Genomic DNA, 26,011 nt, shown 5'->3' on the forward strand with positions numbered 1-26,011 from the left:
CGCTACTGTTGAACTTACCATCGCGATTCGCGTCGCCGTAGAAGACGACCGACAAGGTGTTTCCAGCTTCGACCGCAAAAGCATCCAGTTCGTCGGTATAGCTTTCGTAGATCCCTTCGTCGACCGTCAAGTTGTCGAGCGTGTCGATTCGCAGTAACGCCGTTAGGCCGCCGGGTTTCGCGTCAACGAAACGCAGGCCAAGGAGAGAAGCGTCCGTAATCGAAGGCGTTTTCAGCGTCAGTCCGAGCCAGGATTCAAGGCTGAAGATCGTGTCGTCCAGCAGTAAGCTGCGGATTGTGCCGTCCGGAAAACAAATTCCTTCATTTTTCAGCGTGTTACATTCCTTGATGCTGCGAAGGTCAGCTTGTGAAAAATTTAAATCGGTGAGCTGAGTGTCACGCAGGTCAAGCGTGGTCATGTTGCGCAGGTCTCGAAATGCCCCATTTTCAATGGTGGTGATGGGATTGCCTCGGAGGTTAAGCGTCGAGAGGTTGTTTAGTCCGTCGAATGCACCGGCTACGAGATTGGTTAGCTCATTGTTTTGTAAGTCGAGAGATGGCAGGTTGTTCAGGCCAAGGAAAGCACCGTTCTGAACGTTGCCGATGGGATTGTCTTTAAGGTTAAGTGTCGTCAGTTGGTTCAAGCCTTCGAAAGTTCCGCTTTCAAGGTTTGATATCTGGTTGTTTTGCAGATTAAGGCTTTTAAGTTTTTTTAATGCCTCAAAGGATCTGCTGCCAAGGTCTGTTATTTGGTTGTTGTAAAGGTCAAGGGTTTCTAGCCTCTCAAGTCCTTGATACGCCCGACAGTCAATCGTGGTGATTTCGTTGTCGTTAAGGTAGATCGTTTTCAACCGGCCAAGCCCTTGAAACGATCCACAATTAAGGTCGGTGATTTGGTTGTCGTTCAGGTGTACCTTGTCTAGAGAGTTGAGTCCTTCGAATACTCCAGGCTCAATCGTGGTGAGTTGGTTGGCTCGCAGTGAAATCCTTTGTAATCGCCTTGCCCCTTCAAACGACCCTGGTTTGATGTTGTCGAGGTTGTTGTTGTAGAGGTAAAGGGTCCTGAGATTGTCGAGTCCTTGGAAGGCGCCACGCTCAATGTTGGCTATTTGGTTGCTGTAGAGGAAAAGTGTTGCCAAGTTATCCTGTGTCTGAAATGCTCCGGTCTCGACTTGGGTGATCCTGTTGTTTGCGAGGTCAAGCGTTGAAGAGATCGTTGCGCTGTTAATGTCCGTGTTCTCAATGTTGGCAATACGATTTCGACTTAGAAGAAGGCTTTGCAGATTTAGGTTCTGAAACGCTCCGGTCTCAATGTTGTTGATTTGGTTGTCTTCCAGATTGAGCGTCCGTAGGTTGTTGAGATCCGTGAAAGTGTCGCGCTGGATACTGTTTATTTGATTCTTTTGTAACTGAAGTGTTGTTAATCTGTTCAATCCTTGAAAGGTCCCGGCCACCAAACTAGCGATTTGATTACCGTGCAAGTCAAGATGTGGCAAGCTACTCAGGTCCTGGAAGGCTCCGCTCTGAAGGTTGGTGATTGGATTGTTCTGGAGGTCGAGTGTTCGTAGCTTGTTAAGCCCCAGGAAACTACCGGATGCAATCGTGGCGATGTTATTGTCATTCAGGTGCAGTTCTTGTAACTGGGTTTCCCGGAAAGCCCCACCTGCAACGCGGTTGATCTGATTGTTGTTGATTTCAAGTTTCGTCAACCGGGTGAGTCCTTGGAAGTCACCAGATTCAATACTTGTGATTTGGTTGCTTTGAAGATTAAGCGATTTCAAATTGTTGAGCCCGAGAAATGTTCCGCTTTCAATCTTGGTGAGGGGGGTATTTTGCAATTCAAGCGATGGCAAGTTACTCATGCCTAAAAATGCACCGCTCTCAAGATTGGTGATTGGGTTGTTTTGCAGTTTCAGCAATCGCAAGTTACCCAGCCCGTTGAAAGCTCCACTTTTAATGGCGGTTATTTGGTTGTCGTTAAGATGAAGACTTTCCAAGCCGCTCAAATCTTGGAAGTCGGCGTTTTCTATACTCGTGATTCGATTACGTTCTAGTCTAAGATCTCTTGCTGCGGTTAGCTGCGTAGCTCCATCTAGGTCCTGAACCCCTCGTTGGGCGTAATTGAAATTGCCCAACCCATAACCAGGAAGATCGATCAAGTCGAGGAGGCCGTCGCCATCGGTGTCGACCGCCACGGCCAGAGGTGTACCAGATAGCCAGATGGCAAGGCAAACGATGAGAGTGAAAGTAGGTTTGGCGTGGATCATTCTAAGCAGTCTCCCCCCCGGGATCTCGATTTGTTCATCGCAACACACCATTGATGTGTATCCGAAAATGAGATTCCACGCAACGATATTCTGATTAGCGAGTTAACGTCACGACGGGAATGTGGCTCCTGAGATGTATTTTTCGCGGTTCGCGGTTCGTGGTTCGCGGCTGTGAATTGTGAGTTGTCCATTTTACATCGTGGGACGTTATATCGATCGCGCAAGTGCACATTGTGCCGCTAAGCTAATTCGCTTCGGTTCGGCTGTGGAAAGGAGCGGGTGCCGTTGGTGAGTGCGTGGTTTCAAGTGAGCCGTAGGCCAGCCCGCGGGTGGATGATCTCGTTGGATCGATATCGGCACCAAGGTAGAACCAGTCGGCAACGATGAAATCCATCGATGGAATGACAATTGAGGGAATGCGAGAAGATAGGGAATAGCTCTCTGCCGCACCTTTTCGTGTTGGCTGGTGAAACATCCCTTAGGAAATGTTTAATCGGCGGCTCATAGCCGCTAAAATGTCAAGCGAAAAATAGCGGGTGCCAGTGCCAGCATCGTGTCATGGCGAAACAATAAAGTCCGCGCGAGTGTGAGCTTGTTCGTGGTCATGGCCTGCTCGGCGAGTACTCCCCGCCTGTCTGCAATGAAAAAACTGTTGTAGGGCCGAACCAATGGGCTGACAAAAAATGTGATTTCTTGTGGCAACCAATGGAAACCGTCAACACATGGCAAAGGAGGTTTTGACCATGAAGGGTAAACTATCAAAGCTCAGTATTCTCGTCGTGAACTATAAATATGACTTGCGTGAAGAGAATGATTTAGTGGAGATCACCAAGGACGGCGCATTGAGCAAGGTGTTTAAGGATGTGCCGGGCTTGGGGATGAAATTTGGTTTAGCCAATCCTGACGAAAACGAATATGGCGGCATCTATTTCTTTACGAATGAGGAATCGTTAGACGCATTCTTGGCTTCGCCGATCCTGAAAGAGTGGGCCGGAAATCCAGATGTGAGTGATCTGACGTATAAAAAATACAAGGCTCTGCCAGACTTCACGAAAAACACAATCGAAGAAAATTATGTGACCGGTGAAATCATTAACGATTTGAATCCAGTCTCGTGATTTCGAACGTTCCATGATTGAGGAAGAAAATTCGTGTGTGTCGTGGGTTTCAGCCGACGCTGCTTTAAGCAAGGTCTACAATGGTGGCATCAACACATACCGATGGCGGCTTTCCGACTTCTGAGAACTTTTGACGGGTGCGCGAATGGGAAAAAATCAGTTTGCTTGCCTTGTTGCTGCGATGAGTCTGCTTTGCTGCGGCACCGTGGGATTTGGCGCGACGGACCAAGATGACAAGGTGACATCGGTCGAGCGTCCGGCATCTGGTAATCCGTTTGGTTACTTGCACGCATTTGACCAGACTCTCATCAGTCGATCGCTGCCAGGACAGATTGGTACGCGGTGGCAGGCCGAGCATCAATTGGGAGACGTTCTGCTCGTCGATCTTTCCCGGATCGGTCGACGCGATGAAATTGTGGAACGTATTCTCCGTGAGTACAACGAAGGTACTGGCGCCGATACGGTGATTCAGTTTGTCGCTCGTGACGCGTCGAATGTGATTGTAGATGTCAATGGTGACGGGGCACTTGATCTGATTCGCTCGCGGGGCGATGGAGCCGAAACACTCGTTTGGTCGGATGTCGACAAGGATTGGACGATTGTCCCGTTTCCGGTTCAGGTTGACACTCACTCTGTCCTCTGGGGAATGACTGAACGTGGCGGACCCACAACGATTATTGTCCGTAGCGTTGGAATGTCCGGTGCGTGGGAATTCGTTGATGGACGTTGGCGAGACGCGCATCACTTGACTCGCGGACTTATGTTGGATGGTCAGCGTTTGTTCACCGACTCGAAACACGGGGTTCGGTTGTTGGATCTCGATAATGACGGTTGTTGCGAGCTTGTTGCGGCCGGACCCACGCGTCGCGGTGTGCTTCGTTGGAACGGTGAGAAGAAACATTGGGTGAAAAGTCGCTGCAAACTTCCTGATGCGGCTGCGATGATCGACCGCGATGGCAATGACGGTGGTTTGCGATTTGTGGACGTGGATGAGGATGGCGATCAAGATTTGATCATTTCCGATCGCGACAGCTACTCGGTTCACCTCTTTGACTCATTGCAAACAGGATGGTCATCGAGGTTGCTATCGGCGAAGCGTTCGCTGGATACCGATGGAATACCGCCCATCTCGCTGAATGGGCAGACGACTGGCGCTTGGTATGACCCAGCGACCCGAACGATTCATCCGGCCCGTAACGCGAAAAGCAAGGTTGCGTCAGCTGTCGGCTACAGTCTGCGTGCATCGCTGCTGAAGCGAAAGATTCGGCATTTAGAGCAGGTTGCGGGCGAAGGATTTGCATCGTTAGTTAGCAACGATGGTGATTCCGATGAATGGTACAACTATCAAGGCCAGCGAGTGCCCAATCACCATCTTCGTCAGAACAAGGTGGGGGCAGAGCTAATCTGGCTGACTCCACCGACGAACAAGGTCCAGACGGCAGGCGAACCACTGCACTTTGTGTTTTTAGGAGCGATCGGATTTCGCTCGCAGCCGACAACCGAAGGATATGCGCTCGATATCAACGGGCGGGAAAAACTGCGTTTTGACGTTACCGCTGAGTACACCCGTTGGCAAAGCGATGATTCTGACGCATCGCTCGTGTTTTATCCGACCTGGACCTCTTCGGAAGATGCTGCCGGATTCTTCTATTTAACCGTGTCACCTAAATTGGTGAGCGAGGGAGAGCCCGTCCGTGTGGGCGTCCGTTCGTTGGGCAGCGGTTCCCAGCGCTGGTTTGCCCTGCATCCCGTGAAGGATGTTGTTGGCCGACAGGTCGGTAGTCAAGATAAGCTGGCCGTGGTCGAAGCCAAGGAGAACACCACTTATCAGGTCGGCGTTGCTGCTGTCGACGTGACTCCCGAATATCCGATACGACTGCGTGGTTATTCGGGACGTAGCACGGAGTCGGAAGGGATCGTCCAGCGACTTTGGGCGAAGGCCTTGGTGATTCAAAGTCCGCAAAGAGCGCCCGTGTTGCTGATCACGCTGGATAACTGTCTTGTTCCGGCATACTTGAGAAACGAATTGGCTTCACGGTTGAAGCAGCGTATTGGCCTTGAACCTGACAGGTTTGCCATCACCGCAACGCATACGCATAGCGGTCCGATGTTGGCGCGTATGTCAGAGACACTTTATTGCCATCCGCTACCAGAAAGCCATCGAACACGCATCGAGCGTTATACCGAGGAGCTTACTGGCAAGCTCGAAAAAGTTGCTATCGAGGCCTGGAATGATTTGCAGCCCGCACGCTTGTTTCGAGCACAAGGCAACGTTACGTTCGCTCAGAACCGACGTACGAAAGGGGGTCCGGTGGACCACGACCTGCCCGTTTTGGTTGCGAAGGATCGTGCGGGAAAGGTTTTTGCTGTCTATGTGAGCTATGCCTGCCATTGCACTACCCTTTCTCACAACAAGGTGAGCGGCGACTGGGCGGGATACGCTCAGGAGCAAATCCAACGTGCGTTTCCGGGCGCGGTCGCGCTGGTTTCGGTGGGGTGCGGGGCGGATGCCAATCCAACCCGCGGTGGTGAAGACTCGGACAAAACTGCGGCGACACACGGTCAGGAAATTGGTCGAGAAGCCACGCGACTTATTCAATATGGATTGAGTCCGATTTCCGGCGAATTGGACACCCGCTTCTCGACCGTCGAATTACAATTGGCCGCAATTCCCAGTCGCGCGGAATGGGAGCAACGCGCCAAGCAGAATTCCGAGCGAGGAGGCACCGTGGGCTATCACGCTCGTGTACATCTGCAGCGATTGGATCAGGGTGAGCCGATCAGAAGCCGGGTGCCCTTGCCCGTGCAAACCTGGACGTTTGCGGATGAATTGGCCATTGTTTTCTTGGGGGGGGAAGTCGTCGTCGATTACGCGTTGCGATTGAAGCGTGGTATCGATTCAAAACGCGTTTGGATCAACTCCTATGCGAACGATGTACCCTGCTATATCCCCTCGGAACGCGTACTGCGAGAAGGTGGCTATGAGGGTGGCGGCGCCATGATTTTTCACGATTGGGCGGCGCCGTTTCTGCCAGGGGTAGAGGATAAGATTGTCGACGAAGTCCACTATCAGTTGGGCCCGCGGTACCGTCGACAGCACGCAGCCAAGGGAGTTGGAAAGCCGTGAAAAAAATCGATACATCGTGCAGACGGCCTGATGCGGTTCTCGATCAAATCGCAGGTTGGTCTTTTGAGGGTTCCGATTCTCATGCCGTCTTTCGTCTTTTCGCCGGACAGCTGGGGCAGCCGATTACGTCACTTGTGTTAATGGCCCTGTTGGCTGGCAACCTCTGCGCCGCTACGCCAATGTTGCTGGTTGGTGAAGGCGTCGTCGATATTTCGCCACCGCGTGGTACGGCGTTAGGCGGATTTCATTACAGCGACCCAACCCGTCCGCGGGTCACCACGAGCGTACATTATCCGCCGGAAGTAAGATCGATCGTGATCAGTTACAGCCAGGTAACGGCTGTCATTATTTCGTTCGATATGCTCAATGTATCGTTCGAGATGGTGCGTGATGTGCAAAATCGGATTGGAAACGCCTTCAAGATCCCTCCGCAAAATATTCGTATCTGCGCGACGCACGCGCATTCGATGCCCAGCATCGCTTTCAATCGGCACTGGGGAGACAATAACCCCGAGTATGAAGCGGCTGTTGCTAACGCAATGGTCAAAGCGTCAAAGTTGGCCCGTGCAGATCAAACGCCAACTCGATTGTTTGTTGGGAAGGCTCGCGCCGCTGGAGCAAATGTGAATCGAACAGTTCGTGAGGGAGCCCGACCGGATATCGACTTCACTGCAAAGAGTAACGAACAGGATCGCTGGTTCGATCAGACGGTTCATGTCCTGCATTTCGAACGTGCTGAAGCAAAGCCCAATTTACTCTGGTACAACTTTTCGGCTCATCCAGTCACCTATGGCGCGAGCAGTGCCGCGGGGCCAGGTTGGCCCGGTTTGGTGCAACGACTGCTCCGTGGGCAATTCGATGTTTCGCCCTCCTATCTCCAAGGCCACATCGGTGACATTAATCCAGTGGGACGCGAACAGACTGCAACGATGGTGGCCGGGGCGATTGTGGAGGCAGTGGAGTCCGCGGTAGAGGAACCTGTCGAACAACTTGCCGTGGAAACACAGCTGGTCGAACTTCCCTTTGACATGGACTTGTTTCAGAAGAACAGAGAGATTCATCAAGGGAAACTAGCGGCGAACACAGGAATTAGCTTGTTTGATCAAGATTGGTATGACACGTTTGCCTCTCAATACAATCTGGGCAAAAGCAGTTTGCCAATCACCCTGGCGGCGATCAGGCTAGGCGATGTTGCGCTACTTTTTCATCCGGCGGAGCTATACACGGTATACGGCTTAGAAATTCAAAGAGACTCTCCGTTTCGGCAGACGTTGGTCGTTGGCTATGCGGACGGATACGTCGGCTATGTGCCGGATGCCAAGGCGTATGATCGATCGGAGTATGCGGCGGCAAAGGTGCCACGGATTCTGAATTATCCGCCCTTTCAACCTGCGGTCGGTCGCGTGATGACGTCGTCGGCCGTTGAGCTCTTGAAACGGGTCCATCGCCGTTGAACGTTGATGATAGATCGGTTTCCGTGGACCACGACCGACGATTGCGCGAGGCGAGGTGTTACTCAAACACGTCGTGCATAGACTCAGCTGCTTATTGGTGAAACCTTCTGCTCGTCATTAGGGCTGCACTGGCCCGAATGACCTGATTCACCAAATGGGTGTTTGAAACCCGTTCTCAGATTTCGATAGGTGCGACTAAGCCGCTTTGCAGCGACCATTCCGCCACAGACCTACAAATCCGATGGTAACCAATAGCGTCCAAGTGATCACCGATGCCGGTTCAGGGACGGGGGTCGTGAACACTGGGCTTAGCGCGTAAAGAGGTAAATGATTCGACTGGGACTGGTTACTCCCTGAATCAATCCAGGTACTGTTCGTGTTATTGATACGACCAAATCTGACAGAGCTCGCCCCTAGATAATCAGTTGACTGGGTGTCGCCCGTAAGAAGTGAACCTGTTGCTGCCCACCCTTCCCCTTGTTCCCCATTGTACTGAGTGCGATTAATCGGCGCCTGAAGGTTGCCGCTCCACATTTCAGCCGCATCATTGGCTACGAGTTACCCTGCCATGTTATAGACCGGGCCATATACATTCGCGTTGGTTTTGGCGTTGACAAATTTCGTACTTGCAATGGCTGTGTACACTTGGGTTGCGTCAGCGCCCGTGAGGGCAGCATTTGTCAATGCTTCATTCTGAACGAAAGTGTTGTAGCCGGCGATATCAGTCAAGGTGGTGTCGCGGAGATTGTGCGTTACAAAGACTAATTGAAAGGTGTCGCCAGCTTCTAAACCACTCGGTACAAAAAAACTCGCTTGAAGGGCTGAGCTGATCACCAAGCAAAGAGTGACGGCAGTAAGAGATCTCTTGAGCATAGGATGAGTCCAAACGTGGTCGGTGTTGTCGATGAAAAGTATCGCGACGTGCCGTTCACGGTGGGAAACTCTTTGGGAGAATTTATTGATGCGTTCCAGGATATTCTCCCGCAAATCAAGTAGCAAAGTTTAAACGATTTTGTCTGCGAGGTAATGATCGGGTTGTTGGGTAACCTGATCGGATCGTGTCCTGTCCATCTTGTTTTCGTTCAATCCAATGGCGGCTGTTTGAACTTTTTGCATTCTGTGATGGCAATCGATGCGTTCTCGATAGCGTCGTTCGCTCGTGTTGGACGAAACGGTTTGATAGGGTTGGGTGGGGGCAACTTAACCCGGTCGCTTCGGTGCTGGTGACGAAGAGTGGGGTGCGATAGAGAGTTCGTGACCGGTTTGCCTGCGGACACGTAATTGACGCGGACCCAAAATTGGGCGCAGCAAGTACACACGATAATTTGCAGCGACTCGCAAACACATACGAGGCCCATGCGAAACGCGATCTGTTTTGAATCCTACGGATCCTGGAAATCGACTGGATCTGAAAAAAAGTGGTGACACGATAAGAACATGCTCTCGCGAGGTGATAAGGCTGGGCGACGAAAGATTCGATGACTTTTTTGGGGGGTATTGTTCCGATTTTGTTTCTGGTGCCCTTGCTTGCAGGTCGCTGCAAGCTTTTACGTTGATGATCGGTTTTTTTGTTCGCTGGTGTTGAAGCGCGATGATTTGATGTAGCAGCATCATTGGTTTTCAGCCTGCAGTTCGTTCGACCTGGCACCTCACGTTCGAATACGGTCCCCTCGATGCGCCGACGTGGATCGTGTATTTTCGCGACGGCGTTTTTTAAAAGCATTCTGATCGTGTACTGGATCGCTCAACCCATGCCTGAAGACGATCTATGAAAGAGCCCGTTTCTTCTTTCGGATATAAACAGTTGTACATCAACCCTGATGTCATGCGTTTTTGAGGGTTTCTACTTGATTGACGATGCAGTAACAGGATTGATATTCCTTTGAAAAAGCTTGCAAGCTATTGCGAAGCTTCTTAGACTATCTCTTTGTTGACTCCGTGACGCGATACTTGGAGTTAAGACTTTTGAGCATTCGATCATCTTGCCGGAGAAATATTAGCATGACGTTTCAACCCTTATCGTTCTGCTGTGCCGTATTTGTCGCCCTTGGCCTCGCATCGAACGCCACGGCACAGGTGGTGCAGGCACCCGGCGCAAACTATTTGGTATTTGAAGCAGAGGATTTTACGCTCGACGAGTTTAATTTCGTCGAAGATGACAACTTTGGAACCGGCTGGATGATCATCGATCCGTCGGATCCGCAAGAAGTTGAACTGCACGGTTCGAATCCTGGAACGATTATGGTTCCGCCGGCGAACGCCAATATGTCGGGTGGAAAGGCGATCTTTGATCTAGTCGGCGGAGGCGACTTTGCCGACCAGGTGGGGTGGGAGTTGACCTTTGATACTCCGGGCGAATACTTCGTGTATCTACGTTATTCGTCTTACGACATGCGTGAAATCTTCGGACGGAACGATTACGGTCACGAGGATTCGATCTATCTTCCCCCCTTTGATCTCCAAGATGATCCGGCCGGGCCTGAACCAGAAATTCGTGACGAGCGCGCCGGACAGTCCTCGCTAAGGAGAAACGTGGGCGGAGACTTCACGGCTGAGGAAATAGTCGACGTGTTGCCGACAGATGGGTGCCGCATTGCGGAAGAAGAATTGTGGCAAGTTCCAGAGGACGAATGCGAGCGGGAAGCCGTTTCTTTGGAAGGCCAATATCATTGGCAAAAGCTTAGGTTCTCGGATGATTCGCAGGAAAATCGTCACGCAAGCTACTCGATTGAAGATACAGGCATCGCATTAGATTTTTCGATTGCTACACGTGAACGAGGGTCATCATTAGACGCGTTTGTATTTTCGCTGGAGTCCGAGTTGACGATAAGTGACCTCGACGGGTTAATCGCAGGTGGTGATCCACTCGATTTCGATTTCGATGGCGAATTAGGGGTAGGTGACATTGATATGTTGTCCGCAGCCATCGCGGGCGGAGATACCGATTCTAAATTCGACGTGAACACTGATGGCAGTGTCAACCGCTCGGACCTCAATTTCTATGTTGGTGACAAGAGGATATTGCATACCTGGATTGGCGACGCCAATTTGGATGGTGAGTTCAATTCGAGTGACCTCGTCGCTGTCTTTTCTGGCGGTCGATACGAGACAGGTGGCGTGGCGACTTGGGCAAAAGGTGATTGGAACGCGGATCTCGTATTTGGTTCGGGTGACTTGGTCGCCGCGTTTTCCGATGGTGGGTACGAACAAGGCCCAAAGGTAAGCATCGCAGTGCCAGAGCCCGCGACGGGTCTGCTGTTGATGGTGGGAACGACCCTGTGGTTGTTGTTCCGGCGTCGTAAATCCGGCTAAGCCGCTAGTTGCTATCACGCGGTGTGCGATCCTCAATCGGAATGAAACGCTGCGTCTTGCGAAATTTATTCGTGATTGCTCGTCCAAAAAACAGCATCCGATTAGCTGAGATACTTGCGAGTGCGCAGGTTATTTCCTCTTACGAGAATGTTGGGAAATGGTCGAGGTGGTGGAAGGTTGCCGACGAACCAAGGCTGTCGGTTTTGCGTGGTGTTGGTGGTTAGCGGCGGCTGGGGGAGTGGCGTTGGTAAGTGCACGACTGGGAACGAGCTTGGCGTCCCGGTCGCAGTCTCGACCCGTTTGTGAGTTCAAAGCTGGATTGCGGGTCAATATTTAAGCAAGAGTCGCTCCGACCCAACCGTGACAAATTACGATTTATTGCGGCGAGTTTTGAACCACGTTACAATTGCGAAATCCGAAGTTGAATATCGTTTGTACTCTTGCTTTTGTTGGGGAACGGATAAAACCAGCATTTTAGCAGGTTCCGTTTTTCGGCAGTCGATGTCTCTTGATTTCGTGTCATTCCGGTATTCCACATTGATGAAACAGCGACTGAGTCCGATCGGGTGATTGGGGTTTGCAATGTTCTTTCCGGCATAAAGGAGTAGGTGCCAAATTGAACAAGCCAAGCATCTACGAGTCGCTGGGTCTAAAGCCCGTTATCAATGCAGCGGGTACTTTCACTGAACTCGGAGGCTCACTCATGCCCGCCCCCGTCAGGACGGCATGGCTGGAGGCTGCAGAACATTTTGTTGACCTCCGAGAACTACAAGATTGTGTCGGTACTCGCATCGCAAAAATGCTCCAAGTCGAATCGGCCTTGGTGACCGGGGGGGCCGCGAGTAGCATCCTACTCGGACTGGCGGGCGCTTTGACCCTCCGCGATGAGCAATTCCCGCTGGAAAATTGCGTTGCAGCTGATGGCCAGCCCTATGAAGTGATTCGACAGAAGGCTCACCGCGACCTTTACGATCGGCAGCTCGAGACCTGTGGAGTTAAGATTGTTGAGGTCACATCGGAGGACGAACTGAATTCACGCTTCTCGGACCGCACCGTGCTGATGATGAGTTACAACGTCTACGAGCCGGAATCACCGATTCCACATGAAGCCTGGTTGGAGAGGGCGAAAGAGCACGGGGTTCCGACATTATTGGACGCGGCCGCTGACATTCCGCCAGTCGACAACCTTTGGCGATTCAACAAAATGGGATACGACATGGTTGCGTTTAGCGGCGGCAAGGCGATTCGTGGTCCACAAAGTAGCGGTCTTTTGGTTGGCAGTGCTCGGTTGATTGATGCCGCCAAACTAAATGCCGTTCCAAACGAGGGTGCGGTCGGGCGGGTCGCTAAAGTTTCCAAGGAAGACATCATTGCTCTTTGGAGGGCACTTGAGCTATTTCTGGCTGAGGGCGCGACGCATGGAAATCACATCGCAAATCGCTGCCGAAAGCAGTTGCGGACGATTGAATCATTGCTTCGCGATATCAGCGGCCTCGAGGCAAACTACGTGACGCCGGCGGTCGCCAATCACTTTCCTCATCTATTGTTGAAGTGGAATGAGACCCAACTCGGTTTGACGAATGAGATGCTTGCCCAAGAATTACGAGACGGTACAACGGCAATTGCGACGGGACGCGTTTATGGAACGGGATCGGACGGTCTTTTAATTTCGGCGATCAATCTCCAAGCTAACGAGGAAGTCCAAGTCGGACAGCGGCTCCAAGAGATTTTCTTGCAGTGGACAAAGGCTAGTACAGAGTCGTCCATTCTCTAAAAGGGCGATGAGCTTTCGACGGACCCGATGAGAACGATTGAGATGAGCTATCCGGATTGGGATCGGCGCAATGCTTGTCACGTCGGATGGAGCCATTCTGGGATTTCGCCGTCTGGTTTTTGTGGGTGTCGAGTACTCTCGATGTTTCTGCAATGTAACCGTTCGGTTTTCCCGAAATCGAGGCGATCTTTATTGACTCACCCACAATCGTCTTTGCTTAGCGAATGATGGCAACGGCCATCAAACAACTCTCGACTTGATATCCACTTGCAGCCTACGTTCTTAGTGGACGAGTGGAATTGTGAATTCGCACGACGGGTGCTTCGTCGGCCGGTTACCGTTCGTTTCATTCTAGATCGAATTCCGCGATGTGCCTTAGAAGTGAAACAGTGAGAAGTGGATGACGAATCTTTTTCATGAGGTAGCTCGTGAAAACCTATCTCTTTGATTGACCTGCTTTTGCCGGTTCGTGCCCCTTTGTGTATTGACGCTGGCAGAAGTTGACGGCGGTCATCAAAGTGCGATCTGTGCGTCAATCGGCAACATCACGGGCTCCATCTGATAGTCCGTTATTCTTCGTGCTCACATCCAGCAAGGGAGGTTCGGGCCGTCAACTCGTCAGGGCGATTTGGCTGAGGGATCGCGGAGTGTTTGGGGCCATGGAGCCTCAATAATCGACGCATTCACCCTGCCCGGCCGTCACCTGACGATATCCAACAACCTTCAGGTGACCAGTGATGTTGGTTCAGAGAATATCATTCTGCAATTCGCTGATCTCGGATAGCGATTCGGTATCGCTCGAAGCCGTATTGATGACCGCGAGGAGCCATTCCGTCGTGACCTGAATTTTCATCAGATGATTCCATGGAAGTGCAACACGGCATGGGGTTAGTCCCTGACGTGAAACGATTGGCTTGGAAGCTGGCGATTTTGGTATCGCGTGTCGCCGTGGTTGGGTTGTTTTGACTGGCTTCAAAATCAAAATAGGGTAGGTATCCTTATTAGCGTGTCTGCTTAGCGGGGGTAAGCGTGCCTCGGTTGTCCTATCTTGTGAGGTGACGATGAGGTAATATTGACGATGCTTACCCGTCGCGGCGAATTGATTCCCGTCCGTATTAATACGACAATTCATGTAGAGGCCAGGCGATGCAGGAAATCGATACGGCACCCCGCCTTCAAGATGCAACCTCCTATGATGTAGTGTTGCTGTTTGCCGCTCCACTGATGGGCGCCGCTGCCGGCGGTATGGGGTGGGGGATTCGAGGTCAGTACGGCCATGAATGGGGAGCAATGGTTCCCGGAGTCCTGGTCGGCTTTGTGCTGGTCTTTCTTTTTTCCCAACGACTATCGTCGCTAACTGCTGCCCGTGCGGTGGCGCTGACGGCGCTTGGCTTCTCGTTCGGCGGCACAATGACCTATGGTCAAACTGTCGGCTTGACCCACGACACTCCGTTAGTTGGTAATGACGCTGCTTATCAATGGGGAATGGTGGGGCTTTTTGTGAAGGGCGGACTTTGGATCGGATTCGGGGGTGCTTTCCTAGGCATTGGTCTGGGTGGCAAGCAATACCGTTGGAAGGAAATAGTAGCGATCTACGTTGCATTACTCTTCTTGATCTTTCTTGGCATCCAAGTGTTGAATCGTCCTTACGTGCCCGGGACGGATCGCGAGCTTGCGTGGTTCTTCTTTCCCGAGGTGACTACTGGCGATCGAGCGTTGCCGTGGATCTACTTTTCGGATCACTGGAAATGGGAGCCTGAGAATCTCAAGATGGATCCTCGACCGGAACTCTGGGGTGGGTTACTGGCGGCGTTTGTGGGTTTGGTGACCTATGTCAGATGTTTCAAAAAAGATCGACTCGCATTCAGGATGGCTCTGCTTGGAGTGCTTGCCGGAGGACTTGGATTCACGCTGGGCCAAACTCTTCAGGCAAAACACTCTTGGACACCGAATTGGCTGACCGAATTTGACGTTTTTCTCCATACAGCGTTACCTGCTATTTTTCCCGAAAAGTTTTTCAGTCTGATGGGCTGGAATTGGTGGAATATGATGGAGACGACGTTTGGTTTGGTGTTGGGATTTGTTCTTGGGTTGGGGCTTTGGTTCAATCGAAAGCATATTAGCGCCACAAACGCCAACGACGCTGTTGCGATGAATCCGTACGTGGAATGGGTTTCTATTATTATTTACGCGGTGTTGCTCTTCCTCTGGAGTGTGCCGCGCCACGACTCGGTTGAATTGTTAGGAGACTATCCGCTGGGCATGGGGCTCATTCCCTTGGTAGGCATTCTTAGCGGTCGGATTTGGCCCTACATGTTCTCACTTCCATTGGTTGCAGTCCCGATTGCCGGAATCACCTATAAAATAACGGACAAGGTTCACCCTTATACCGATCGATTCTTGCTGTTTATCTTTCCCTTGGCGGTGATGGCCGTTGTGGCTTTCGTCTTCGAAAGACGAGGACGCCAGGGGCAACGTGGTCTACCGTATGCTCGTTACGGTTTGATTCTCAGCGTTGTGGTCTACTTTTCGCTCAATTTCGTGTTCTTCGGTTATCCGTGGGCTACGTTACCAAATGGCGGACGACACACCAACAACTGGATATTCTTGCGTTGTTCTGAGTTGTTGATTTTTGGTGCGCTCTTGCTTCACCGCCGTGACCCGCCACTTGAAGTTGAAAACGAGTCAACGCAGAGTTCGCTGCGGGCGAATAGCTAGAAACGTATCGGGCACCTTTTCCGGGCCTGCTTTTATGGGCTGTGTCGGTGGGGATTGCCATCCGCATCAAAGTAATGCTGCTTCTCGTAACTGGAGAATCCTCGGATATACCGCCAGTTCTTAATCTCTTGCGTGTTTGATCGAGTTCGGTTGCCAAACCAGGCTTCGTTAAATCTCGCCGACTTGCGGTAGACCATTGCGTCAAAATACGACACCCAAGAATAGGCGGTAGCATACAATTGGTAATCGTCCGGACCGATTCGATCGTAGTACCAATTGGCCGTTTCAGGTGCGTCGCTATTGCGAGTCAAGTATTCCGTTGGTTGCGTGTAAGCCTTGTCTATTTCATTGAGTGACGTTGGGAACTCGCCGTTTTCATCGTGGAATCGCTCGAGCAAAAGTTGAAGATCGGTTGATTCCTTGATGACCTTTGCAGCCCATCCTTCGTCAACACTCTGACGCGTCATGAAGTTAATGCCGGCGAAAATCATGCCAGCAAGGATTACTGCCGTGACAAAAATGACGACGATCGATTTTCGGATATCCATTTTTGTTTCTTGTGGCGTTTGTTGACGCGATTTCTTGATGCTGAGTATCAGAGTGATTGCTCCCCCAAGGATGCTCGCACTGCCGACGCCGTACATGAGCAATCGCCTGGCTCCAATGACATTCGAAATTGCTGTTGTCGTCGGCTCGGTGGGAAGCCGGGCTGTCTACGCAACGAGCCCCGAAAACTCAGTTGCAAAGCAAGCCAAACCAACAACGAGAAGTAGAATTCCGAGTCCTTTCACCACGTGGCCTTTGAGTTCAAGAAGATTGAATGGACTGTCAGTTTATGTGATCTCGTCAATTTGGTGTGAATGCCTCGACTTAAAAAGTCGTGACTTGTTTTTTCTTCCGTTCAGGGACTTAGTGATTTATCGCATCGATGGATCTGACACTCCCCTAATGAGCCGATTGGTACGGAAAGGAAGCCCGTTAAATACCTGTTTAGTTGATGAGGTCGTCTTGCTTGTTTCAGGCGTGGTGCTCTGGGTGTAAGCGGAAGGTGGATCAAAGCGTTGGACTAAGATGTGATTGATGGTGGGTGCAATTGGCTTGTTGGACGTTGCGCAAGTGGAGGATAAATAAGGGCAGAGCGTGTACTCCAATTCAAGAAATAGTCAAGAAGGAGCGATCGAGGAATACACCCCGTGATCACTTCGACAGCTTTCGACGCCGCATCAGATCCCGACCCGCGATCTTCCGTAATCTTCGTGACTCATCGAGGCGCTAAGAAATAGTCCGGATTCGGATTGTCTGTGGCTGAGTCACGGTGGATAATTGATTTTGCGCCGTAGCGACCGATCCGCCCTCAAACCCAACAGCACATTCAAACATGCATACGACTCACATCATCATTGTGTCAATGGTTGTCTTTGCGGCACCCGCCGTCATGGATGCTAACGACAAAGTTGTTTCTTTTGTAGACGGTTATGTTCATCCCAAAACCGAACGTTTTACGGACTTCACCTTCGTAAGTCCATTGCCTGCTTCCTTTGTTGACGCCTATCCAAAAAGAAAAGAAATGGGAAACCAGTACCTGGATTTTCTGGGACTGATTGCCATTGTCGGCGAAACCAAACAGCAGAGAGCCGATATGAGGCGGATCGCTCATGTGTTAATGGGTCTGATTGACAATGATCAGAACGGCTTGCCGGATGATGAACAGTTATGGAACAAATGGAAAGAAAAGGTCAACAACAACAATCGTTTAGTGCTTTACGTTACCGAGCAAAAGGCGAAGTATAAGTCATTCGACGGCGAACATCCCAGCGTCTATCACCAGGGGTGGAGCTCTTTTCGGGATGGTGAAAAATTACAACTCAGTAACATTCAGGAGGAATTGTTTCATTTCCTTCAAAGACATTTGTGGGAAATTGAATACCCGAAAGCATTCGCACTTGATGCAAATCCGCGCAGCATTGCTCATCATGCGGCTCTGAAAGCTGTCACAAAGAAGCATTACGTCTATGACGATGACTGTGTTTCACACAGCGGCTGTCTGGTTCCCGAATTCTTCTTTTGTGCAATGACCGATGTGATGGACGGTTGGCAGGGTGACGGTTTTGATGCGCCTGGAAAGGAAGAATGGAGATTGAAAGGGAATCGTAATGCGATCCGCAAGAATTTTCCAGACATGATGGAAATGGTTTTGACAATGCAGAATCAAGGAAAGCTTCCGAAGAGATGGCCGAGTTTCTTTTTACACAAGGACCGCGGAACGGGCCGTCGATCTACAGACAACAATTAGCGGCCGTTGTGCGCCGTAGAAAAGTGCCGTGGTGTTCTGTAGGGGATGGTGCTATCAGGCCTTGGATGGGCGCAGGCCAGGTAAGCAATGGGTTGTTGGAGGTTGTCTCAAAGGTAAGGTTTCTGCGCCGTGCAGATCCGTTTTCGAAAGAAGGCAAAATAAGCCCAGGAGGGCGAGGGGATGACATTGGTTTTAATGCATCCTTTGCGGCAATAGCAGATCCCGAAGCATCGTCGCGAATCGTCTAGGCACTGCTTGACCAGAGCATTCCTCTGTATCCTGAGGTGCGTTGGCGGAATCTACCTCGTCATCGAGACCAACTTGACACCGGCGAATGGTTGGGCAGAAACGGCGCAATCCTCTACATAACAAGAAGTTGTTTAACTTCCTGCTGCCCGATATTCTCGTTGAAATACTCGTAAACCCCGGCCGCCGCCAGGAGCGGCGACGAAGGGGTGTCGGGCATGGTTGGCCGGCTTTCCCAGGGCCAATCTGCAGATGCGATGTTTGTCTATCAGACGAGGTTGGCCCGTCGGTCCGAATTCGTTTAGACTAGGGGGCAAACTTGCCCAGGTTCAAAAGGAAAGGGGCCAACTTGCCGCGACGACGTGGTATTCGCGTATTTGATTCGGTGAATCGGCGGACAGCTCTTTCGATTGGTGGAGCCGGTGCGTTCTCGCTTGCGTTTTCACCTTCGTCATTGGCCATCGCAGGAAAAACCGCCCCCTCATCTCCTGCGAAATCGATTATTTTTCTCGCACTCTATGGCGGGCCACCTCATCAGGACACTTTCGATCTGAAACCAAATGCTCCCGTTGAGGTTCGCGGTGAATTTAAACCGATCTCGACCACGGTTCCGGGATTTCAGGTTTGTGAGTATTTACCGAAACTCGCAAAGCTTGCTCATCTGTATACGACGCTGCGATCGGTCACGCACGAAGACAATGGTCATGAATCCGCGTTCTATTCTCTAATGACCGGTCGGCCACATCCACAACCCAATACCGTTGTGCGTCCGGATCCAACTGACCATCCGGCCTATGGTCCGTTGATCAATTTTGTTCGAAAGGAAACGCCGCCCGTACCAGGTTTCGTTCTTGTCGGTGGCAAGACATCGACCGGGATTGGACAAAACGAAGGGTTTCTTGGAGCTGGTTGGGCACCCTATCTGGTCAAGCAGGACGCCAATGAACCCGGGTTTCGAGTTGACGATTGGTCACCCTCGAAAGACATCTCGGCCGATCGGTTCGTACGACGACGCAAACTGTTGGAACGTCTCAATGTGTCGACTCCGGTCGATGTTCTTGATGATCAGGCATTCGGGACCCACCAGGAACGGGCCTTTGAAATACTCGCCACCTCTTCCATGCGAAATGCTTTTTCCATTGGAGAGGAATCACCAACAACTCGCGCCGCGTACGGAGACCATCCCTTCGGGCAAAACTTGCTACTGGCACGTCGTCTTGTGGAAGCCGGTGTGCCGATTGTACAAGTGAATTGGCGAAACCGGGGTGACGGCGGTTTCGATACACACAGTAACAATTTCAATATGTGCAAAGGCTATCTATTGCCAAAGCTGGACGGTTGTCTGTCCGCGCTGTTAATCGATTTAGAACAGCGGGGTCTGCTCGACGAGACGTTGGTGGTGGCTGCGGGTGAGTTCGGACGTACACCAAAAATCAACCGCGACGGTGGACGCGATCACTGGGCCGGTGTCAACTCGATGATTATGGCTGGCGGCGGCATCAAACGTGGCAACGTTTTTGGGTCATCGGATCGGACCGGTGCTTTTCCGCATAGCAAACCGGTGGGACCGTGGGATGTCCAGGCAACAATTTTGCATTGCTTCGGCATTAATCCGGCAAGTCAAGTCAAGGATCCACTCGGCCGTCCCATCCCGATCTCGACGGGCAAGGTCATTACGGACGTACTGTCATGAAAGAGTTGGGGTGGGAGCCGCTCCAAGGTGAGTTACTCATGGATCGTCATTCAAGCACTGAAGTAACACGCACGCGTACCCATGTCCAGGATGGTAGCACGCTGGTTTTGGTTCCGGGGGGTGATTTTAGCATGGGAAGCCTGGACTATTCTAATGAGCGCCCACCCCATCAAGTGCAACTGAGCCCTTTTTGGATCAGCCAGACTGTGATTACCAATCGTATGTATGGCCGGTTTCGGGCCGAGACCGGTCATCGTCAGGCGGATTTTTCGAACGAAGAACTCTACAATGGCGACCACCAACCGATCGTTGGCGTTGACTATACCGATGCGGTTGCCTATTGCCAGTGGGCCGGTGGTCGGCTACCGACCGAGGCGGAGTGGGAATTCGCCGCTCGAGGAACAGACGGGCGGACCTATCCTTGGGGAAATGAACAGCCGGATCGCACACGCGCCGTTTACGGACTTGTGTATGGTAAGGGTGGCAAAGCGGCTTCCGTCGGTTCGCATCCGGGCGATGTGAGCCCATTCGGGTTGTTGGACATGGCTGGAAATGTCTTGGAGTGGTGTTCCGATTGGGGCGCGGACTACAAAGTAGGGTCTGGAAAACCACAAGCAAATCCTGGGGGCGCCGCGCAAGGGACAAATCGAATCATGCGCGGCGGTTGTTGGGTCTACCAAGCGGAGTCGCTTCGAACAACCACCAGGTTTTTCAGTGTCCCCCACCAAAAGGTGAGCTTCGCCGGATTTCGAATGGTGGTTGATGCTCTCGAGTCGGAGATAGCGGAATTCGGCAAAAGGCAACGTGTTGATTCGGAGTAAGGTGTACGAGGCAAAGCTCGTTAATCCTCACCGCCTTCGAATATGTCGAAAAACGACCCTGTTCGGAAATTCCCTTCGGCAAGCGGTTCACCTCGCCGAATTCAGGCGACGTTGGCCTGTCTTGCATGGGCGATACGCGGCTTCTACAAGCGTCTTCATCACATCAAGAATGACTAATTAGTCGAAGATGAAGTGTTGATGTTTCGGAAATCGATCGAATTGCGTCCGCAGCCATTCGGGCAAAGTTGTACCATTTTATCAGTAAGGGCGAGCGACTTTTCGAGAGGCTAGGACAGCCCTTAATACTCTCCACTCTCGGTAAAGCGGGTGGGCGTTGTGGAAATTTTGTTCCACAACCGATCTTATCAACGCCCACGCGATTACCCAGTAAATCAGAGATCGGTACACCGATCATTGTCGTGTCGATCTTAGCTCGAGCGATAATGTGTTCCGGACGTTACCAAGTCCAATCGGTATGGAGGACTTCGGCTTTCGTCAGAAAGTAAGGCAAATGTGAGCTGGATTTATTCTGCTATGCCGATGAATAAAAGAGGGACAAGTGATCGGTTAAGCCGCTGGGACGGTGGTTTGCACATGTTATCTTTTCAATGGTATCGTTGACGATGTCCTTCGCCGCGAAGGGTTCAAAATAATTTACTTTGTTTTGGTCTTTCGTTTCGACTGGGCACCGGGAGCAAACGATTAGTGGGGTTCGAGATTTCCTGTGCCTGGCTTGCCAAAGTTAGCCGAAATCAACAAGCTGAACCTCGAGCTAGCCATCGGTGGCCGTTTTGGCGTACACTTGGGTCCTGAAAGCGAAAATGTGCTCCTGGGAAATAGAAATCTGGGGAATCCATTGTCTGACACTTTGCTAGGTTGCAGGCTGCTTTTGCTGTTCACTCTCGGGGCTTGGGTCGTACCGAGCCTGTGCGACGAAAATCTTGCCAGTGAAATACCATCCCAAGCAGAGGCAACGGATTTCAAGGAGGGATCGTTTCGTGTGGGCGTCAAGCTTACACCGCCCTTTGTGATGCGCGACGAGAATTCTGACGAATTGATTGGGTTCTCCATCGACATCATTCATGAGGTCCTGGCCGACTTAAAACTGCTGGATGAAGTTGAGTACGTCGTTCACGATAGCATTCATGAGCATCTCGATGCGGTTGCTCGAGGCGATGTTGAGCTCGGGATCGCTGCCACATCGGTCACGAGCCAACGTGAACGACAACTAGATTTCTCAATGCCGATGTTTAACGGTGGATTGGGCGTTGTGACGCGGCGTCAGAGCGGCTTTATACCGGCACTGGAAGCGTTTTTTTCCCGGGAACTCGTCAGCGTTGCATTGCTCATGGTGTGCTTTCTCCTCGTGTGTGCAAATTTAGTGTGGTGGACAGAGCGTGGCGAGGAAAATTCGTTTAACGACCGTTGGTACGTTGGTGTCGGCCAAGCACTCATGGAAGTCGTTACCATGGCGTCGGTGGGCTACGGTGATTTTGTGCCCCGTAAAATCTTAAGTCGTCTGCTGAGTATCTTGGTGATCCTCGTTGGCGTCGTCTTGTTCGGGTCTGCGGTGGGGGCCTTCACGTCGGCGCTGACGGTGAAAAAAATTCGTTCAGACATTCGTGCGATTGGAGATTTCGATGGAGAAACTGTGGCCGTGGTGTCTGATTCGATTGGGAAACAGCAGATGGCATCTCGTCACGTCAATCTTTTGGAATGCGCTGATCTTGACGGAGCTTTCGCGGCGGTAAAAGATGGGCGGGCCAGTGGATTCGTTCACGATTTTTCCATCTTGCGCTACCATCTGAGCCGACGCGATAAGTCGTTGGTTTTGGGGGAATTCACATTCGCGGGTCATGGCTATGCCATCGCATTTCCATCGAAGAGTCGGTACCGAAAGAAAGTGAACGTTGCACTGCTCGAAATGATGGAGGAGAATCCGTCGCGATACGCTCGCATCAAAAAGTGGTGGTTTAATTAGTGGACGATGCGATCAACGGGCACGCGAGCCATTTTTGCGCAATTTGAGCCGGCTGGCTACTTCGTTCGCTTCCCTTTCTGGCGTGTTGACGCCGTGGACCCAATCACTTCAACAGGGAAGCGGCAGCCTAGCCTCGAAACTCGTTTTCCAGAAGCCTTGAGAAGCGTAGATACAGCCTTCGAAGAACGGAAGTCCCTGAACGACAGTTCTCGACTCTTAGCAGAGCGTTCGTAAATGCTGGAAAGGCAATTGAGAATTATGAGCTCAAGGCGGACATCGAGCTTGCCCCACTTGCAGCCGACGCCAAAGCTCATGATGACGTGCTTAATTCATCGGGTGCACCATGAGGTTTGCAAGCAGTGCGAGGTGATGGATTTCGTCCAGCCAACATCCATGAAGACGATGCAGGACAGAATGATGCCAAAGATATGCATCCTGGGATGGGTTGTTGTGGTTCTTCTAACGCAAAATTTTGTCGGTCAGCTACAGGCAGCGGAACGACCGGCGAAACCCAACATTATTATCATGATGGTCGACGACATGGGGATCGGAGACACCAGCGCCTATCTCGGGGTTCGCCTCACTCCTGGGGCACCTCCAATTGAAAGGACCTTGCAGACGCCGAATCTTGAACGCTTTGCCCGCTCGGCGATGTTATTTACCGACGGTTATGCGCCCGCTTCCATGTGCAGTGCGACAAGATATTCTCTGTTGACCGGTCGATATGCTCATCGATCCTACCTGAAATATCAAGGCTGGCTGCCCCACGGTCCGAATACGCCGATGATCCAGCGAGACTTGACGACGCTACCCGAAATGCTGCAGGCAAACGGTTACCAAACGGCTGGTATCGGAAAATACCATGTGGGCATGTTATTTGACGATGGCGAAGGTCAACCGGCCGACGATTTTTACTTTCGCGATGTGGACTTTACCAAGCCGCTGCTCGACGGGCCAACTCACCACGGCTTCGACGAATACTTCGGGGTCCCGGGAAATACCGAAGATTCGCTCGATACTGAGCCGCGTGTCTTGATCCGGAATGATCGCTTCACCTTTACGGACCGCAGCCGGATGAAGAGGATTGGTATGGAAAAACGTGAGCGGCGCATCCTTGCTGCACCCGATTGGGATCTGCGAAACCTGGGTCCCTTGTACCTTCGTGAAGCCGAGCTTTTTTTGGATCGTCAGTCTACGAAAGTTGAAGAACCATTTTTTCTCTACTACGCGCCGAATGCGAATCACTTTCAACGGAATCCTCATGGAGATTATGCGGTTCCGGACCAAATCGCCGGAACACCAATCAAAGGCCAGAGTGTTTACTCCGACAAATCGGACGCTGGCGATCGCGAAGATATGGTCCTGGAGAACGATGGGGTGTTGGGGAGGCTTTTGCAGAAGCTGGAATCGACTGACGATCCCCGCTGGCCTGGGCACAAACTGATCGAGAACACGCTTGTCATTTTTACCAGTGACAACGGGCCTAACAAGGGTGACAACCTCGGCCGCAATCAGGAGAGCGGCGGCCTACGCGGCAAAAAGGCGAAACTCTGGGAGGGCGGCATCCGGGTCCCATTTATTGTTGCATGGCCAGCAGTTCTCGATGGTGGAAAACAAAATCGATCCATCGTGACCTTGACCGACATCTATGCGACACTCGCTCACATCGTCTCCCATTCCCTTGCCCCCGATGAAGCTCAGGACAGCCGCGATGTTTTCGCCTATTGGAAAGAAACTCCTCCAACACCAGACACCCGCCCGCGTGTCTTCTTCTGCCATCTGGGGCCACCTTATCTCAATGACGCCCTGGCGATTCGACAGGGGCCCTATAAGCTCATCGTCGATGGTGGTCTCGTCATGCCGTGGGCACCATGGTCATCACAGGGAGCACGCGGCGCTTCCCGTCCGATGTTGCTCCATAACCTGGAGGAAAACCTTTATGAAGACGGCGACTCGTTTAATAATTCATCGAACGACGTTGCCGTTCAAATGGCGAAAACACTCCTGGAAATTCACAACCGTGGTCACGCCAGAGAATTAAATTTACCATCGGTTCCAGAATTGTTTCTGGACCCTGGCTGGCATAACCTGCGTAACGACGTCACCGGCCATATCGGATTTGAATTCCGGCTGCGAGATGGAAGTGGATCGAAACAGGTCACCCATCTCGGCATTTGGGACGATCATGACGCTGATCGGCCTATCCGAGCCGCGCGCAATATTCCACGCGACCACGACAATGATCGACCTTCCAGATTCAGGACTCAGGACAAGCGCCGGCAGGTCAAAGCCCCGCACGTCCTGCGATTGATGCGACTGGAAGCGAACGAACCCATCGAAATCGCCCGAATCAAGATCGCCGCGGGACAGGCTGGCCAGTTGCACAATTCATTCCGATATTTCCCTTTGAAAAAAACGATTAGGATCAGGAAGAACACGAATTATGTGCTGCTAATGTCAACAAGAGCAGGCGATGGCGATCCCTTTCATGATCCAGTGGCGTTCGATGGCCTACCGCCGCTCGTTCATCCCGACGTTCAGGTCCGGCGAAGCGTCCTCGTCCGTCCTGAAAGCCCACGCAACATGACCAGCATTCCGGCCTTCGAGGACCTGGATGAGTCCTTCTCCCGCCATCGCGCGCCGGTCGGTCCGACGCTTCGTTTTGGCCCCTGCGATTAAAGGACATGAGAGCAGGTTTTGTCCCAGCCTAGGTCGGCTAGGTTCGATGCTATTCTCGTTGAGTGCTCGGCTGGCGAGAGGTTGTGACTGGCTGTGTTCGGGGCGGCTGTTGCCTCCGTAGTGATCCCGGCACCGGGTGGGATTTCGGATCGAATTTTTCCACTTGCTTTCGAAGTGTGTCGATGACGTGGTTCTAAAATCGCTTAACCAGGAATGCTTTTGCACCTGCTTAATGGAGATGCGGTAACCTCAGTAGGTGCGACGTTCTGCTGGCATCGCTGCGCATCATGCCTAACGTGGTCAGAACGGGAGCAAACGAGAAGCCGGCTCGTCAATCGCGTCTGTGACGTGATTCGACTTCTATGGCTATCGGAAGTGGATCAGGCAATCTCGAATGTATGCCTGGCTTGTGGGAGGAACGGCTCCTGTCCCCTTTCTTGGCCGCCACTAACCCGCGCCAATCGAAACGTGGCGCGTTACAATCGTCGCCAAGCGTATTGATAGCCATCATCGGACCAATCGACCGCAC

At 51.8% G+C, this 26,011-nt stretch carries 14 protein-coding genes; 11 read left to right on the top strand and 3 right to left on the bottom strand.

Annotation, left to right across the window (positions count from 1 at the left end; genetic code table 11):
• A partial coding sequence (locus P8N76_12380; protein ID MDG2382458.1) for a leucine-rich repeat protein occupies nucleotides 1–2,266 on the bottom strand: 2,266 nt, incomplete at its 3' end.
• Between the two features lie 743 nt (nucleotides 2,267–3,009).
• On the opposite strand from P8N76_12380, the gene P8N76_12385 reads away from it, so the two are divergent.
• The 3 genes from P8N76_12385 (at nucleotide 3,010) to P8N76_12395 (ending at nucleotide 7,965) form a co-directional block, all read left to right on the top strand.
• Entirely contained in the window at nucleotides 3,010–3,384 is a 375-nt protein-coding gene (locus P8N76_12385; protein MDG2382459.1) for a YdhR family protein, read from the top strand.
• Between the two features lie 145 nt (nucleotides 3,385–3,529).
• Nucleotides 3,530–6,511 (top strand): neutral/alkaline non-lysosomal ceramidase N-terminal domain-containing protein, encoded by a 2,982-nt coding sequence (locus P8N76_12390; protein MDG2382460.1) that lies wholly within the window; start codon nucleotides 3,530–3,532, stop codon nucleotides 6,509–6,511.
• Nucleotides 6,508–7,965 carry a neutral/alkaline non-lysosomal ceramidase N-terminal domain-containing protein gene (locus P8N76_12395; protein MDG2382461.1) on the top strand — a complete coding sequence of 486 codons (1,458 nt, stop codon included), beginning with the start codon at nucleotides 6,508–6,510 and terminating at the stop codon, nucleotides 7,963–7,965. Before P8N76_12390 ends, P8N76_12395 begins: the two co-directional genes overlap by 4 nt.
• A 558-nt stretch (nucleotides 7,966–8,523) precedes the next feature.
• On the opposite strand, the gene P8N76_12400 is transcribed toward P8N76_12395, so the two are convergent.
• Entirely contained in the window at nucleotides 8,524–8,838 is a 315-nt protein-coding gene (locus P8N76_12400; GenBank protein ID MDG2382462.1) for a hypothetical protein, read from the bottom strand.
• 1,128 nt (nucleotides 8,839–9,966) lie between these two features.
• Here P8N76_12400 and P8N76_12405 point away from each other — a divergent pair.
• From P8N76_12405 to P8N76_12415, 3 genes are all read left to right on the top strand, one after another.
• Complete coding sequence (locus P8N76_12405; protein MDG2382463.1) at nucleotides 9,967–11,277, top strand: PEP-CTERM sorting domain-containing protein; 1,311 nt, start codon at nucleotides 9,967–9,969, stop codon at nucleotides 11,275–11,277.
• Nucleotides 11,278–11,893: 616 nt separating this feature from the next.
• Entirely contained in the window at nucleotides 11,894–13,051 is a 1,158-nt protein-coding gene (locus P8N76_12410) for a hypothetical protein (protein MDG2382464.1), read from the top strand.
• A 1,146-nt stretch (nucleotides 13,052–14,197) separates the two neighbouring features.
• Nucleotides 14,198–15,769, top strand: coding sequence for a hypothetical protein (locus P8N76_12415; GenBank protein ID MDG2382465.1), 1,572 nt, complete (start codon nucleotides 14,198–14,200; stop codon nucleotides 15,767–15,769).
• 32 nt (nucleotides 15,770–15,801) lie between these two features.
• On the opposite strand, the gene P8N76_12420 is transcribed toward P8N76_12415, so the two are convergent.
• Nucleotides 15,802–16,317 carry a hypothetical protein gene (locus tag P8N76_12420; GenBank protein ID MDG2382466.1) on the bottom strand — a complete coding sequence of 172 codons (516 nt, stop codon included), beginning with the start codon at nucleotides 16,315–16,317 and terminating at the stop codon, nucleotides 15,802–15,804.
• Between the two features lie 830 nt (nucleotides 16,318–17,147).
• Between P8N76_12420 and P8N76_12425 the strand changes: the two genes are divergently transcribed.
• The 5 genes from P8N76_12425 (at nucleotide 17,148) to P8N76_12445 (ending at nucleotide 25,482) form a co-directional block, all read left to right on the top strand.
• Nucleotides 17,148–18,062 carry a hypothetical protein gene (locus P8N76_12425; protein ID MDG2382467.1) on the top strand — a complete coding sequence of 305 codons (915 nt, stop codon included), beginning with the start codon at nucleotides 17,148–17,150 and terminating at the stop codon, nucleotides 18,060–18,062.
• A gap of 595 nt (nucleotides 18,063–18,657) precedes the next feature.
• Entirely contained in the window at nucleotides 18,658–20,001 is a 1,344-nt protein-coding gene (locus P8N76_12430) for a DUF1501 domain-containing protein (GenBank protein MDG2382468.1), read from the top strand.
• Nucleotides 19,998–20,822, top strand: coding sequence for a formylglycine-generating enzyme family protein (locus P8N76_12435; protein MDG2382469.1), 825 nt, complete (start codon nucleotides 19,998–20,000; stop codon nucleotides 20,820–20,822). Before P8N76_12430 ends, P8N76_12435 begins: the two co-directional genes overlap by 4 nt.
• Nucleotides 20,823–21,546: 724 nt before the next feature.
• Entirely contained in the window at nucleotides 21,547–22,803 is a 1,257-nt protein-coding gene (locus P8N76_12440; GenBank protein ID MDG2382470.1) for a transporter substrate-binding domain-containing protein, read from the top strand.
• Nucleotides 22,804–23,217: 414 nt separating this feature from the next.
• Nucleotides 23,218–25,482, top strand: coding sequence for an arylsulfatase (locus P8N76_12445; protein ID MDG2382471.1), 2,265 nt, complete (start codon nucleotides 23,218–23,220; stop codon nucleotides 25,480–25,482).
• The last annotated feature ends 529 nt before the right edge of the window (nucleotides 25,483–26,011 follow it).

It is taken from the genome of Pirellulaceae bacterium, from assembly GCA_029243025.1.
In the GTDB taxonomy this organism is placed as follows: domain Bacteria; phylum Planctomycetota; class Planctomycetia; order Pirellulales; family Pirellulaceae.